The 13,353-nt window shown below is 50.5% G+C and carries 15 protein-coding genes; 7 read left to right on the top strand and 8 right to left on the bottom strand.

Features of this window, described 5'->3' with window-relative positions:
• Positions 1–85: 85 nt before the first annotated feature.
• The 3 genes from secB to ACN0T0_RS17855 are packed head-to-tail and all read right to left on the bottom strand — an operon-like array spanning position 86 to position 1,268.
• The gene (gene secB, locus ACN0T0_RS17865) at positions 86–574 is read right to left on the bottom strand and encodes a protein-export chaperone SecB (protein ID WP_417228091.1); all 489 of its coding nucleotides are present in this window, start codon (positions 572–574) and stop codon (positions 86–88) included.
• Between the two features lie 23 nt (positions 575–597).
• A complete protein-coding gene (gene grxC, locus ACN0T0_RS17860) occupies positions 598–852 on the bottom strand; it encodes a glutaredoxin 3 (RefSeq protein WP_417228090.1) in 255 nt (84 codons plus the stop codon).
• A gap of 2 nt (positions 853–854) precedes the next feature.
• Positions 855–1,268 carry a rhodanese-like domain-containing protein gene (locus tag ACN0T0_RS17855; RefSeq protein WP_417228089.1) on the bottom strand — a complete coding sequence of 138 codons (414 nt, stop codon included), beginning with the start codon at positions 1,266–1,268 and terminating at the stop codon, positions 855–857.
• Positions 1,269–1,592: 324 nt separating this feature from the next.
• On the opposite strand from ACN0T0_RS17855, the gene gpmI reads away from it, so the two are divergent.
• Genes gpmI through ACN0T0_RS17835 form a run of 4 tightly spaced genes read left to right on the top strand, consistent with a single transcriptional unit; the run spans position 1,593 to position 6,612 of the window.
• A complete protein-coding gene (gene gpmI / locus ACN0T0_RS17850) occupies positions 1,593–3,143 on the top strand; it encodes a 2,3-bisphosphoglycerate-independent phosphoglycerate mutase (protein WP_417228088.1) in 1,551 nt (516 codons plus the stop codon).
• Positions 3,144–3,178: 35 nt separating this feature from the next.
• Positions 3,179–4,321 carry a murein hydrolase activator EnvC family protein gene (locus tag ACN0T0_RS17845; RefSeq protein WP_417228087.1) on the top strand — a complete coding sequence of 381 codons (1,143 nt, stop codon included), beginning with the start codon at positions 3,179–3,181 and terminating at the stop codon, positions 4,319–4,321.
• A 54-nt stretch (positions 4,322–4,375) separates the two neighbouring features.
• Entirely contained in the window at positions 4,376–5,713 is a 1,338-nt protein-coding gene (locus ACN0T0_RS17840) for a S41 family peptidase (protein ID WP_417228086.1), read from the top strand.
• Positions 5,710–6,612 (top strand): divergent polysaccharide deacetylase family protein, encoded by a 903-nt coding sequence (locus ACN0T0_RS17835; protein WP_417228085.1) that lies wholly within the window; start codon positions 5,710–5,712, stop codon positions 6,610–6,612. The genes ACN0T0_RS17840 and ACN0T0_RS17835 overlap by 4 nt, the downstream gene beginning before the upstream one ends.
• Before the next feature lie 212 nt (positions 6,613–6,824).
• Here ACN0T0_RS17835 and ACN0T0_RS17830 read toward each other — a convergent pair whose 3' ends face one another.
• The 5 genes from ACN0T0_RS17830 to coaBC all read right to left on the bottom strand — a co-directional run bounded on the left by ACN0T0_RS17830 (position 6,825) and on the right by coaBC (position 11,819).
• Positions 6,825–7,592 (bottom strand): sulfite exporter TauE/SafE family protein, encoded by a 768-nt coding sequence (locus ACN0T0_RS17830; protein WP_417228084.1) that lies wholly within the window; start codon positions 7,590–7,592, stop codon positions 6,825–6,827.
• Positions 7,593–7,666: 74 nt separating this feature from the next.
• Positions 7,667–8,263 carry a nucleoid occlusion factor SlmA gene (gene slmA / locus ACN0T0_RS17825; protein WP_417228083.1) on the bottom strand — a complete coding sequence of 199 codons (597 nt, stop codon included), beginning with the start codon at positions 8,261–8,263 and terminating at the stop codon, positions 7,667–7,669.
• Positions 8,263–9,177, bottom strand: a complete 915-nt coding sequence (argB, locus tag ACN0T0_RS17820) for an acetylglutamate kinase (protein WP_417228082.1) — start codon at positions 9,175–9,177, stop codon at positions 8,263–8,265. The genes slmA and argB overlap by 1 nt, the downstream gene beginning before the upstream one ends.
• Positions 9,161–10,600 (bottom strand): phosphomannomutase/phosphoglucomutase, encoded by a 1,440-nt coding sequence (locus tag ACN0T0_RS17815; protein WP_417228081.1) that lies wholly within the window; start codon positions 10,598–10,600, stop codon positions 9,161–9,163. The genes argB and ACN0T0_RS17815 overlap by 17 nt, the downstream gene beginning before the upstream one ends.
• Before the next feature lie 19 nt (positions 10,601–10,619).
• Positions 10,620–11,819 (bottom strand): bifunctional phosphopantothenoylcysteine decarboxylase/phosphopantothenate--cysteine ligase CoaBC, encoded by a 1,200-nt coding sequence (coaBC, locus tag ACN0T0_RS17810; protein WP_417228080.1) that lies wholly within the window; start codon positions 11,817–11,819, stop codon positions 10,620–10,622.
• A 157-nt stretch (positions 11,820–11,976) separates the two neighbouring features.
• Here coaBC and radC point away from each other — a divergent pair, with 157 nt between their 5' ends.
• From radC to rpmG, 3 genes are all read left to right on the top strand, one after another.
• Positions 11,977–12,651 (top strand): RadC family protein, encoded by a 675-nt coding sequence (gene radC, locus ACN0T0_RS17805; RefSeq protein ID WP_417228079.1) that lies wholly within the window; start codon positions 11,977–11,979, stop codon positions 12,649–12,651.
• Positions 12,652–12,861: 210 nt separating this feature from the next.
• On the top strand, positions 12,862–13,098 hold the full coding sequence (gene rpmB / locus ACN0T0_RS17800) for a 50S ribosomal protein L28 (protein WP_126160021.1): 237 nt from the start codon (positions 12,862–12,864) through the stop codon (positions 13,096–13,098).
• Between the two features lie 11 nt (positions 13,099–13,109).
• The gene (gene rpmG, locus ACN0T0_RS17795) at positions 13,110–13,265 is read left to right on the top strand and encodes a 50S ribosomal protein L33 (protein ID WP_019622531.1); all 156 of its coding nucleotides are present in this window, start codon (positions 13,110–13,112) and stop codon (positions 13,263–13,265) included.
• Positions 13,266–13,353 lie beyond the last annotated feature (88 nt).

The raw sequence follows: 13,353 nt of genomic DNA, 5'->3' as shown, positions 1-13,353 counted from the left end.
CACTGAAGGCTACATTTCAGTCGAAAAAAAACCGGATAAGCATCCGGTTTTTTTAGCGCTCGGCTCGTGTTGAGCGTTGTTTTGCTTAGTGCTGTGGCGCTTCTTCAGTGGCGGCAGCTGCTTGCGCTTGCTGTTGCATCTGTTGCGCATACAGCGCATCAAAGTTAACGGGTGACAGCATCAGTGCCGGGAAGCTACCTTTGTTGACCATGTTGTCAATGGCTTCGCGGGCATAAGGGAACAGAATGCTTGGGCAAAAAGCGCCTAGCGTGTGGTGCAGTTCAGCTTCGGCCAGACCGGTGATAGTGAAAATGCCAGCTTGCTGTACTTCAACGAGGAAGGCTGTGTCATTGTCATTTTTAGCGGTAACTGTCAGGGTCAGAACAACTTCAAAAACACCTTCATCCAAGGTTGCAGTCGCTGAATTCATATCCAGGTTAATTTCTGGCTGCCACTGTTGAGTGAATACTTTTGGTGAGTTTGGTGCTTCAAAAGACGCATCTTTCAGGTAAACCCGCTGAATAGCAAACTGAGGGTTTTGTTGTTCTTGTGCGCTCTGATCGTTCTCTGCCATGGTCTTATATCCTGATAATTGAGTTAGTCAGCCAGTAACGTATCCAGTTTGCCCTGCTGTTCCAGTGCAAACAGGTCGTCACATCCGCCGACATGTTGATCGTTAATAAAAATTTGCGGTACCGATGTCCGGCCACTGCGTTGAATCATCTCTTGACGAGCACCCGCAACCGCTTCAACATTAATTTCGTTGTAGTGGGCGTTTTTTTGATCCAGCAGCATTTTTGCTCTGCGGCAAAAAGGGCACCAGCTGTTGCTATATAGCGTTATTTGCGACATGACTATTTAATCACCGGTAGACTTTGTGCTTTCCATTCTGTCATCCCGCCCGATAGACGTACAACATTTTCAAAGCCCGCTGTTTTTAGTTTTTTGCTAACCGCTCCGGCTGTTTGGCCGATATTGCAAACAACGATAATCGGTTTTTCTTTATGCTTGTTCAGCTCGGTGATGCGTTTGTCGAGTTCCGTCACCGGAATGTGGACGGCATCGGTGATGTGGCCGGTGGTAAATTCTTTCTTCGGTCTGATATCCAGAATCACGGCGTTATCTTTATTGATCAGCCGGGTTGCTTCATGGGTGCCTACAGATTTGCCCGCTTTGTTCTGTTCAGTCCACAGCAGCATGGCGAGGGTCAGTGCCCACGCTGCTACCAGCATAAAATTATTGGTGATGAATTCGAGCAGTTGTTCCATTCTCTGTATCCGGCCAGTTTGAAGATACTTAAATTCGGTCTCTTAATGCAGAGGGTGAAATCTAAGTCGATCGTCATGATAGTTTTTAAAGCGGGTAAGTATACCTTGCCAAAGCGCAACAGGTAACAGCTATGAGGGGGAAATAGCGATGAAAAATGATCAATGAGGAGGATATGGGATATGACCGGCAATTTTTTTAATCTTCTGTCGGTTTTCCGGGAGAATTCGCCATTGGCGTGTTTTGTCAGTAAAATAGCCGGCCACTGGCTCAGCTGTGAATAACAGCTTAAAACTCTAAAACAACTCTGAGTGAAAAGAACCTCTATGACTGATTTTCGATCCCCAAAAGCGTTAATTATTCTTGATGGCTTCGGCGTAGAAGCAACCGAATCCAGTGCGATTACGGCGGCCCGTACCCCGACTTGGGATCGCTTGATGGCAGAAGCGCCCCATAGCCGTATCGCCACCTCGGGTCTCGCCGTGGGTCTGCCGGATGGCCAGATGGGCAACTCTGAAGTTGGGCATATGAATATCGGTGCTGGACGAGTTGTTTATCAAAACTTCACCCGTATCAATAAGGCGATCGAAGAGGGCACCTTTTATCACAACGAAGTGCTCACCGCTGCCATTGATAAAGCGGTAACGGCAAACGGTGCAGTGCATGTGACGGGGCTGTTATCCCCCGGTGGTGTACACAGTCACGAAGCACAAATATTTGCGCTGCTAGAAATGGCGGTTAAGCGGGGCGCGCAAAAGGTTTATCTGCATGCAATTTTGGATGGTCGGGATATGCCGCCTCGCAGTGCGAGTGACTCTATTAAGGCGGCAGAAGCGAAATTTGCGGCTTTGGGCACGGGGGCAATAGCGACCGTGGTTGGCCGTTACTTTGCAATGGATCGGGATAATCGTTGGGAGCGGGTACAGTTAGCCTATGATGCGATGACCACCGGTTTGGCCCCTTGTTATGAAACGTCGGCAATGGATGCGTTACAGCACGCTTATGAGCGTGACGAGAATGATGAGTTTGTACAGGCGACCACGATTATTGGTACGGATGGCCAACCAGTAGGGTTGATCAGAGATAATGATGCGGTGATCTGTGCTAACTTCCGTCCAGACCGTTCACGTGAGATTACCCGGGCCTTTGTAGACACCGCGTTTGATGGTTTTGCCCGGGCAGCGACACCGGCATTATCGGATTATGTGATGATGACGGAATATGCGGCTGATATTCAGGCAAATTGCGCCTATCCACCGGTTAAGCTATTTAATAGCTTGGGTGATTTTCTGGCTAAACAGCATAAAACGCAGTTGCGCATTGCTGAAACGGAAAAATATGCCCATGTCACCTTCTTCTTTAATGGCGGTGAAGAGCAGCCTTATGAGGGGGAAGAGCGTATTTTGGTGCCATCACCGGATGTGGCAACCTACGATTTGAAGCCAGAGATGAGCGCACCGGAAGTGACCGACAAATTGGTGGCTGCGATCGAGAGTGGCAAGTTTGATCTGATCGTGTGTAATTTTGCGAATCCGGATATGGTAGGGCACACCGGTAATTTTGCGGCCGCGGTTAAAGCGGTTGAGGTTATTGATCAGTGTATCAGCCGAGTGCTTGAGGCGATGCAGAAAGTCGCCGGTGAAACGCTGATTACGGCGGATCACGGCAATGTTGAGTTGATGGTCAATCCAACAACCGGTCAGGCACATACGGCGCATACTTTGTGGCCTGTAGCGTTGGTTTATGATGGTCCCCGTAAAGCAGAGTTGCGCCTCAAAGATGGTGCGCTGTGTGATTTAGCACCCACCTTGTTGGCGCTGATGGGGTTAGAGCAGCCGTCAGAGATGACCGGCCATTCCCTAGCTGATATTGGCTAAGGATGCGGGCCGTTCTTTGAACGGCCTTTTCGTATATGCTGAAAAAACGATTGATTCTAGCCTTAACCGCGGTGTTGCTCTTGCTAACGTCGCCGCTTTTTGCTGCCCAGGAAAAAGCCACTGAAGCCGAAATAGTGTCGTTGAAAAAGACGATCGCTAAACTGAGTAAAAATCTCGGCTCACTGAAGGGGGAGCACGCTTCTGTGCAGCGAGAACTGCGTCGTACGGATCAGAGTATCGGTGAGCTAACGCGGGAGCTGCGACGCCTAAATCAGCAATTGAAAGATGCCGAAGCGCAGTTGCGACAGTTGGAGCAGGAGAAAAAGCCACTGCTGATATCCTTGCGAAAGCAAGCCGTGGGGCTGGAAAAACAGCTGCGTCAGCAATATAAAACTGGCCATCAGCCGCGTTTGCAGTTGCTGTTGACCCAGCGGGATCCTGAACAGGTCTCACGTATGTTGCGTTATTATGATCGGATCAATAAAACCCTGAGTCAGCGTCTCGAAGCGTTTCGGGCGGGTTTAGTTCGATTAGAGCAGGCGGAGCAGGCGATTCGTTCCGCGCAGCAAAGTATTTTTGACCGACGCGATCTGCTGAAAGCGCGTTCCGATGATCTAGCGTCGGTGCGTAAAGAGCGTCAAGTGGCCTTGAGCCAACTACAAAAACAACTGAATACCGATAGCCAAAAGCTAAAATCGATGCAGGCAGATCAGCAGCGGCTTGAAAAGCTGCTGACACAGATTCGTCAGTCGATTGAAAAAATCGCCATTGGTAGTGATGAAAAAGCGTTTCGTGACCTAAAAGGTCGCTTACCTTGGCCGACAAAGGGAAAGATCAGTCGTCGTTTTGGTAGCACCCGTGACGGGATTCGCTATGAAGGCGTGTTGATGGCACAGAAAACGGGCCAGCCGGTGACGGCAGTGCATCATGGTCGGGTGGTCTTTTCTGACTGGTTACGGGGCTATGGGTTGTTAATTATTGTCGATCACGGTGCCGGTTATTTGAGCCTTTATGGCCACAATGAATCGCTGTTAAGCGATGTGGGCGAGTGGGTTTCCGCCGGAGACCAGCTGGCTACTGTCGGTAGTAGTGGTGGTAGTGATGAATCCGGACTCTATTTTGCGGTTCGCTATAAGGGAAATTCAACGGATCCGCTTAAATGGCTGGCGAGAAGGTAGTGGTAGCGGTTATGCTGCTTTTATATTTTACAGATGTCTAAAAAAGGATGAACCATGACGCTGAAGCAACAGCTATCCAGCCTGACTAAACCTCTGCTGCTGACCTGCCTGCTGAGCGGGGTCGCGACACCTCTGTTTGCCGCGGATGTTACGCCTCAAAGTGAGGCGGCTAAGAGTATCCCGCTGGAAGAGATTCGGTTATTTACCGAAGTTTTCGAACGCATTAAAAACTCTTATGTCGAGCCGGTTGATGACGCTAAGTTATTAGAAGATGCGGTGCGTGGTATGTTGGCGGGGCTCGATCCCCATTCGGCCTATCTTGGCGCTGATGCTTTTACCGATCTGCAGAGTCATACCAGCGGTGAGTTTGGCGGTTTAGGCATCGAAGTCGGCGTAGAAGATGGGTTTATCCGTGTCATTGCGCCGATTGATGATACCCCAGCTCAGCGAGCAGGTGTTAAAGCCGGTGATCTGATTATCAAGCTGGGTGACCAGCCGGTACAGGGTATGGGGCTGGCGGATGCAGTAAAGCTGATGCGTGGCAAACCCGGTTCTGAACTGGTTCTGACCGTAGTGCGTGAGGGCGAAGATAAGCCTCTCGAGATTGTGGTCGTAAGAGATATTATCCGAGTGGCCAGTGTGAAACAGCGCTTGCTGGATGGTGGTATCGGTTATCTGCGCATTACACAGTTCCAAGTTAACACCGGTAAAGATTTACAGTTGGCGATAGAGAAGCTGCAAAGCCAAAGTGAATTAAGTGGTGTAGTTCTCGATTTGAGAAACAATCCCGGGGGTGTTCTGCGGGCCGCGGTGGAAGTCTGTGATGCATTTATGGATCAAGGGCTGATTGTCTATACCGAAGGCCGGGTGGCTAATTCTGAACTGCGTTATAACGCAACACAGAAGACGCTTGTCGATAATGGTGTGCCGATTGTTGTCCTCATTAACCAGGGCTCTGCTTCTGCCTCTGAAATCGTGGCCGGTGCACTACAAGATCAGTCCCGCGCCGTTATTATGGGGGTTGATAGCTTTGGCAAGGGGTCGGTGCAAACCGTTTTGCCGCTGACTAAAGACCGTGCCCTAAAACTCACAACGGCCCGTTATTTCACTCCACTCGGACGTTCAATTCAGGCGCAGGGGATTGTGCCAGATATCTACGTGGCTGAAGCAGATGTGAACCTTAAAGAGTCCGGTAATTTTATTAAAGAACGGGATCTAAGTGGCCACCTTGAAAATGCTAAAGCCGAGGCCGATGATCCGTCTGAACCCTTGGTTTCCATTGTGGAGAATGACTTCCAATTGTATGAGGCGCTTAATCTATTGAAAGGGCTCGCGGTGGTGCGGTCGGGTGCTAAATCTACCAAGGTTCAGCCGGCATCTACAATCCAGTGAATGCTTTTTGGCGGCCGCGGTGGTTTAACCTCTTCTTTGCCGCCAGTCTGCTTAGTCTACCGATGTTGTCTCAGCCGGTTTTGGCTGACACAGCATCGGCGCGCTTAATCATCATTATCGATGATATCGGTAATAGTTTGGAAAAAGGGATCGCAGCGATTAACTTGCCCGGTCCCATTGCTTACTCTGTTTTACCCCATACTCCCCATAGTGTCACACTCGCCGAGATGGCTTTCCGTCAAGGAAAAGAGGTGATGCTGCATGCTCCGATGGCCAATGCTGCTCATTTACGACTGGGGCCTGGCGCGCTGACCGACAGCCTCAATCAAACGCAATTAGAACAAGTGCTGCGCAGTGATATTGCCGCAGTGCCTCATGTGACCGGTGTGAATAACCATATGGGTAGCTTGTTAACCCAGCGTCGCCAGAAAATGGATTGGGTGATGGGCGTGCTGGCAGAGCAGGGGCTGTTTTTTCTCGATAGTCGTACCACGAGTCAAACCGTTGCTTGGAAGTCGGCCTATTCCCGTGGCATTCCTTGGCTGATGCGGGATGTGTTTCTCGATCATGAGCAGACCACTGCATTTGTCGATAAGCAGTTTCGCTATGGTATCAAGCTAGCGCAGGAACAAGGCTTTGCTGTGTTGATCTGCCATCCCTACCCGGTAACCATTCGTTATCTACAGCAGGCGTTACCGGCAATGGGTGAGCAGGGCGTTCAGTTGGTCGCACCGAGTGGTTTTTTATTACAACAAGCTGAGGCGCGACGGTTGGTGGATGCTCAGCGACTCGCCGAGACATTAACGCCTGCGTGTGACCAGCAAGATCATTGTCTGCCTCATCTAGCGTTGCGTGATCAAACTTCCGCGAAAGAGACGCCCGTCTTAACGCGGCCTTAGGGTGAATGTGAGGTTTAAAAAGCCAATCGCACGATATTCTTCTTAATATCCGATCTGTTTTTCCCCATTCATTATTGCCCCGAGAAGGGTCTCCTACAGGCGTGGTTTATTAGTGCTGTTGTCGGAGTTGTCCCTGGCTGCGATGGCCCGTGGTCTTAGCAAACAAGCTATCGCCTTGTGCAGAGGTTTCTGTATTCGGTTTTAATCGGGAGTTAGAGCATCATCAGGCCATCATAGATCAGTTTAATACCCACTACGATGGTCAGTGTTTCAAAGGCACGCTTAACCCAGCCATTGCCACGGCTCAGGGCTAGATGAGTACCGGTATAGGCGCCGATAACCGCCCCGGTAATTAATGCCGGTAACCATTCCCAGTGAGGGGGTTGTTGTAAGGCGACCGTGATCGCGCCGGAGCCGTTCCAAAATAAACCCACGAGCACCAATACGTAGGCAACCGCAGATTTGTAGTCCAACCCAAACCAGCGCACTAGCCAGAGAGTTACGAATAAACCGGTGCCTGAGGTGAGTGAACCATTAAGAATACCGATTAATCCCAAGACTAGACCACCAATCAGCATGCCATAAAAGTCACGGTTGCGGGGTTCAAGGGTCATGCCCAACTGGGCTTTAAAGATAGAATACAGGCCCAAGCCTGAAGTGAGTAAGCCGAGACTAAGGATCGTTAAGGATTCCGGCAGTTGTAAGACGAGAATGCCACCGAGTATGACGCCGGGGAGACCGCAAGCCAGTATAAACAGGCAGAAGCTGCGATCGAGGGATTTCTCGCGTAGGTGGCGTAAGGTGGCACCGATACCTAATGCGACACTGGCGATTTTATGGGTTGCTAAGGCGCTGCTGAAGCTTAGCCCGAGAAACAGTAATACTGGGAGTTGCAGTAAACCCGCACCACCGCCAGCCATGGCCGAAAGACCATTGGCTAGCAGGGAGATAAAGACCAAGCTGAGTTGTTCGATAAGCATGTTGCGTCAATCTCAAAGGCCTACTGAATAGCACCTTTTAGTGGTAGAGCGATTGAATAGGAGCCTTAGTCAGCTTATCGACTCGCCGCCGCGGCTAAAATGCCCCACTGATCGGCCCAGTTGAGTGTGGGTCTCGCTTTAAATTCAGTGCGGACAAATTGACGAATACGTCCTTCGGCGCAGGCTAACATAAGGTTAGCGGTTGCCCCGGTTGGCAGCTCGGTTCGCAATCCTTCAGTCTGCTCAGCAGTCCGCATTATCTGCTTTAGCTGGGTTTCCATACGCTCAAAAAACTGATTGATACGCTGGCGTAAACGATCGGTTTCGCCGGACAGTGCATCCCCTGTTAAAATACGGGCCATACCGGGATTTTTTTCAACGAAGGCGAGTAGCAGAGTTAAGATCTGCTCACACTGTTTGAGTGCGTTGGCATCCGAACCGGTAATAATCGTGATTCGGCTGAACATAGTGTCTTCAATAAAGGTGATGAGCCCTTCAAACATTCGCGCCTTACTGGGGAAGTGGCGGTACAGTGCCGCTTCCGATACGCCTACATGCTTGGCCAGTGCCGCGGTGGTAATCCGGGCTCCTGGATCGCTTTCCAACATCATCGCCAGCGATTGCAAAATTTGCTCTCGCCGGGATGGTTTCTCTTTTGCCTCTGCCGCCATTATTCTTGTACCTTGCGGGTCTGGTTGGTGATCAGTGTACCGACACCTTCATCGGTAAAGAGCTCGAGAATGCAGGCGTGCTCAACACGACCATCGATAATATGAGCGCTGTTGACGCCGCATTTTACCGCACTGAGGGCGCAATCGATCTTTGGCAACATGCCGCCGTAGATCGTGCCATCTTCAATCAGCTCATCGACTTCTTGAGTCGTCAGGCCGGTCAAAACATTGCCTTCTTTATCTAAGAGACCGTTGATGTTGGTGAGTAGGATGAGTTTTTCTGCTTGCAAGACTTCGGCGACTTTACCAGCCACGAGGTCGGCGTTGATATTATAAGACGCGCCGTCGCTGCCAACCCCAATCGGGGCAATGACGGGGATAAAGTCTGAGTTGCTGAGCATGTCGAGCACTTTGGTATTCACATGATCGACTTCGCCAACATGGCCTATATCGATAATTTCAGGTGCCGACATCTCCGGTGATTTGTGTTTCACCTTCAATTTACGTGCCCCTAATAGCATGCCGTCTTTACCGGTTAAGCCGATGGCTTTGCCGCCGTTGCGATTAATGAGGCCGACGATATCTTTGTTGACCATACCACCTAGCACCATTTCCACCACATCCATGGTTTTCGCATCGGTGACGCGCATGCCGTTTACAAAGTGGGATTCAATCGACAGTTTGTCCAGTAACTCACCAATCTGAGGGCCGCCGCCATGTACCACTATGGGGTGAATGCCGATCAGTTTCATCATCACGATATCGCGGGCGAAGCTGTCTTTCAGCTTTTCATCAATCATAGCGTTGCCGCCGTATTTGATCACCACGGTCTTGCCCGAAAATTGCTGAATATAAGGGAGTGCTTCGCTTAGCACGTTAGCGGTATTGATCGCTTCTTTACGTGACAGTGGCATCTATATCGTCTCTATTTGTAGGGTTTGTGTAGTTTGTAACCGCTAACTCAGGTATTTGCAAGTCTGGCATCACCTGTTTCAGTGTTTGTTCCACCTGAAGACTGATTCGCTGGAGTGCCGCGGCGGTTAATGCTTCGATTCTTAAGGTTAACATAGGGGTGGTATTCGAGGGGCGAATACCAAACCAACCATCGTTGTATTCCACCCGTAGGCCATCGATGTCATGAACGGTGGCGGGTGAAAAGTCTGATTTTTTTATCTCATCGATCAACTGAAATTTGTCTTCATCACTGACAGCAATGTTAATCATCGGGGTGCAAGGCAGTGGCGCAAACTGACTAAACAGTTGAGCTGCCGAGCGTTCGTTGTTGCTGAGCAGTTCCAGCAGACGGATAGCAGCATAAAGGCCGTCGTCAAAGCCATACCATTGCTCGGCGAAAAACAGGTGGCCGCTGAATTCGCCGCCAAAGAGTGCGCCGGTCTGGCGCATTCGGTTCTTGATCATCGAATGGCCACAACGCCACATATCGCCGATACCGCCGAGTTTATCGATCAATAAACCTAAATTGAGCGAGCACTTTACGTCATAGACGATTTCAACGCCGGGGCGACGCTGCAGCAGGTCTTGAATAAACAAACAGATAAGCTGATCCGGGGTGATGATCTCCCCCTGATTGCTGATGACGGCGAGGCGATCACCATCGCCATCTAAGGCTAAACCAATATCTGCTTTGAGTTCACGGACTTTAGTGATTAGGTCGATCAGGTTTTCAGGTTTTTCTGGATCGGGGTGATGGTTAGGAAAGTGACCATCAACATCGCAGTAAAGGGGTGTAACTTGGCAATCAAACTGTTGCAGGAGTGCAACAATAAAGGGGCCTGGTACACCATTGCCGCAATCGACGACGACATTCAGCGGTCTATGTCGCTGGCGGCCCTCTAACAGCCGTGTAAGGTAGCGTGTATCGATTGTCTGCTGTTTTAAGGAGCCGCTACCTTGAGCTAACTCATCGGCCATACAACGCTGGTAAAGCCCGCGGATCTCGTCCCCCGAGAGCGTATGACCACCGAGCATGATTTTGAAACCGTTATAGTCGGCAGGGTTGTGACTGCCGGTGACCATAACGCCTGAGCCCGTATGCAGTGCGTGAGTCGCAAAATATAGCGCAGGGGTCGGTATCATACCTAGCTCGATAACATCAATGCCGCTGCGTAATAAGCCTCGGATTAACGCCTGACTGAGGTCGGGGCTGGATAATCGACCATCATAGCCCACACAGATCGCTTTCTGCTTTCGTTCAAGGGCCTCACTGCCGATCGCCTGGCCGATCAGCAGTGCGCTAGCGGCATTAAGACTGTCGGGGTAGACACCGCGAATATCATAGGCGCGAAAGATTGCCGGATTGAGTTGCTGTGACTTCAACGGTTAACGGTTTCCTGATTCAGCGTGGCTGTTGGGCGGCAATAATATCGATTAACTTACCGGCTAGCTGGCGTTTACTGCATAGCGGCACTTGCTGCACCTGATCATGGCTGACCACTGTGACGGCATTATCATCGCTGTTAAAACCGATATCGCTGCGGGAGACGTCATTAGCAATAATAAGATCGAGCTTCTTCCGGGTTAATTTATCCTGGGCGTAATGAACCACATCCCGGGTTTCGGCGGCAAAGCCGACGGTGAATGGTTTGTTTGCCAACGCGGCTACGGTGGCGACGATATCGGGATTTTTGATCAGGTGGAGTTCCATGATCTCCTCTTTGCCTTTTTTCAGCTTATGCTCGGCAACAGCAGAGGGACGGTAATCGGCGACGGCAGCTGAGGCGATAAAAATATCACATTGATCGATGTTTTCCAGTGAGGCGGCCAGCATCTGTTCCGCACTTTCAACCATAACCCGTTGGCACCGGGGTGGTGCTGGCAGGTTGACGGGGCCGCTAATGAGCGTCACCTGTGCGCCGGCATCAATGGCGGCTTCAGCGAGGGCGTAACCCATCTTGCCAGAGCTGTGATTACTGATATAGCGCACCGGATCTAATGCTTCACGGGTGGGACCGGCGGTGATAACAACCCGCTTGCCTGTCAGTAAGCCGCGATCAAACAGTGCGGCCGCTTGGCTGGCGATATCAAGTGGTTCCAACATGCGGCCGGGACCGGTATCACCACAAGCTTGTTCACCGACGCCGGGGCCAAGCAGACGAACCCCTTTTGCTGCTAAGCTGGTGGCGTTTGCTTGGGTCTGTGGGTCACGCCACATCGCTTGATTCATTGCGGGTGCAAGTACGACAGGGGCTTCGGTTGCTAAGCAGAGAGTGCTCAGGAGGTCATTGCCATGGCCGCTATTGAGTCGTGCCATAAAATCAGCACTGGCGGGAGCGATAAGGATCATATCGGCCCATTTAGCCAGTTCAATATGACCCATGCCGGCTTCGGCTTCGGGATCAAGTAGATGCAAGTGTACCGGGTTGCCAGAGAGTGCCTGTAATGTCAGTGGCGTAATAAATTCGATCGCGGCAGGGGTCATGACCACTTGAACATCAGCCCCTGCGCCTTTTAATAGGCGAGTCAGTTCTGCGCTTTTATAAGCGGCAATACCACCCGTGATACCTAAAACAATCTGTCTGTTCGTGAGTCTTTGCATACCGGATAACTTTATATCTGCATATATAGGGTCATTGAGGGAGCATAAGATACCACTATCTCCGGTTGAGTTACATTCCCACGGCGGCACACGGAGGGCTGGTCTACACTCAGATGAGTTAGATCAAAATGAGATTAAATGACACAAGGATGTGAATATGGCGATTACTGACTGGCCCGAAGCGGAGCGTCCCCGGGAGAAGCTATTACATCAGGGCGCGGCAAGTTTATCGGATGGCGAGCTACTGGCTATTTTTTTGCGCACCGGCGTCAAAGGCTGTAGTGCGGTGGATCTTGCTCGCCGGCTGTTGAGCCGTTTTGGTGGTTTACGGGCGTTAATAAATGCGGATCAAGCGACCTTTTGCGCCGAACTTGGGTTGGGGCCTGCAAAGTATGTTCAGCTGCAGGCCGTGCTGGAGATTAGCCGACGCTGCCATGCCGAACAGTTGCAGCGAGATTCTGCGTTGACATCACCGGACTTAGTTCGGGATTATCTACAACTGCAGTTAAGTGATCGAAGCCGAGAGGTGTTTGCCTGCTTATTGCTAGACAGCCAACATCGAGTGATCTGCTATGAGGAGTTGTTTCAGGGGACGATCGATAGCGCGACGGTGCATCCCCGGGAAGTGGTGAAGCTGGCGCTACAGCATAATGCGGCGGCTATTATTTTGGCGCACAACCACCCTTCCGGTGTGGCCGAGCCGAGTCTGGCGGATCAGAACATCACCTTACGCATTAAAGAGGCGTTAAATTTGGTTGATATTCGCCTGTTGGATCATATGGTGGTGGGCGCAGGCGTGACGGTTTCCCTCGCTGAAAGAGGGATGATTTGAGGCAGAATAAAAAATACTCAGCCTGTATAGCCAGTGGCGTTTGTTTTCTGTACAATGCGCGCTCTTCTATCCACCGGTACGGGATTTGAGTCTTTGGTTTGGACGCTCCGCCTGAGGATAATGAAGCGGCCCTATTTATCTGGGACGTATCGCTTCTGATCCAATAAGTATCTGATAGAAGTTACATAAACTATAAGTAAGGTATTTGTCATGTCTCGAGTTTGCATGGTTACAGGTAAACGCCCTGTAGCAGGAAACAACGTTTCCCACGCATTGAACCGCACACGTCGTCGCTTTTTGCCGAACCTGCACTGGCACCGTTTCTGGGTAGAAAGCGAGCAGAAATTTGTACGTCTGCGCGTTTCTTCTAAAGGTATGCGTATCATCGATAAGAAAGGTATCGATGTTGTGCTGGCTGATGTTCGTAAGAACGGCATTAAAGTTTAAGGAGCACGATTATGCGCGATAAAATTAAGATGGTTTCATCTGCTGGTACTGGTCACTTCTACACCACTACTAAGAACAAACGTACTACCCCTGACAAGCTGGAAATGAAGAAATTCGATCCTGTTGTACGTCAGCATGTTATGTACAAAGAAGCGAAGATTAAGTAATAATAATCTTGGCTAGACAAAAAACCCGGCCTAGTCCGGGTTTTTTTGTGCCTGCGATCCTTAGCATAGCGCTGATTAACCTAAAGTT

It is taken from the genome of Amphritea sp. (genome assembly GCF_048266285.1).
Classification (GTDB): domain Bacteria; phylum Pseudomonadota; class Gammaproteobacteria; order Pseudomonadales; family Balneatricaceae; genus Amphritea.
Note: the sequence above shows the minus strand (reverse complement) of the source record. Positions and strands in the feature narration are given on the sequence as shown.

What these genes read in the sequence shown, in the direction of transcription:
- ACN0T0_RS17830 (WP_417228084.1), bottom strand. Translation starts at nt 7,592, where the DNA reads ATGCTTATCGAACAACTCAGCTTGGTCTTTATCTCCCTGCTAGCCAAT.
- rpmG (WP_019622531.1), top strand. Translation starts at nt 13,110, where the DNA reads ATGCGCGATAAAATTAAGATGGTTTCATCTGCTGGTACTGGTCACTTC.
- slmA (WP_417228083.1), bottom strand. Translation starts at nt 8,263, where the DNA reads ATGGCGGCAGAGGCAAAAGAGAAACCATCCCGGCGAGAGCAAATTTTG.
- gpmI (WP_417228088.1), top strand. Translation starts at nt 1,593, where the DNA reads ATGACTGATTTTCGATCCCCAAAAGCGTTAATTATTCTTGATGGCTTC.
- grxC (WP_417228090.1), bottom strand. Translation starts at nt 852, where the DNA reads ATGTCGCAAATAACGCTATATAGCAACAGCTGGTGCCCTTTTTGCCGC.
- radC (WP_417228079.1), top strand. Translation starts at nt 11,977, where the DNA reads ATGGCGATTACTGACTGGCCCGAAGCGGAGCGTCCCCGGGAGAAGCTA.
- coaBC (WP_417228080.1), bottom strand. Translation starts at nt 11,819, where the DNA reads ATGCAAAGACTCACGAACAGACAGATTGTTTTAGGTATCACGGGTGGT.
- rpmB (WP_126160021.1), top strand. Translation starts at nt 12,862, where the DNA reads ATGTCTCGAGTTTGCATGGTTACAGGTAAACGCCCTGTAGCAGGAAAC.
- ACN0T0_RS17845 (WP_417228087.1), top strand. Translation starts at nt 3,179, where the DNA reads ATGCTGAAAAAACGATTGATTCTAGCCTTAACCGCGGTGTTGCTCTTG.
- secB (WP_417228091.1), bottom strand. Translation starts at nt 574, where the DNA reads ATGGCAGAGAACGATCAGAGCGCACAAGAACAACAAAACCCTCAGTTT.
- ACN0T0_RS17840 (WP_417228086.1), top strand. Translation starts at nt 4,376, where the DNA reads ATGACGCTGAAGCAACAGCTATCCAGCCTGACTAAACCTCTGCTGCTG.
- ACN0T0_RS17855 (WP_417228089.1), bottom strand. Translation starts at nt 1,268, where the DNA reads ATGGAACAACTGCTCGAATTCATCACCAATAATTTTATGCTGGTAGCA.
- argB (WP_417228082.1), bottom strand. Translation starts at nt 9,177, where the DNA reads ATGCCACTGTCACGTAAAGAAGCGATCAATACCGCTAACGTGCTAAGC.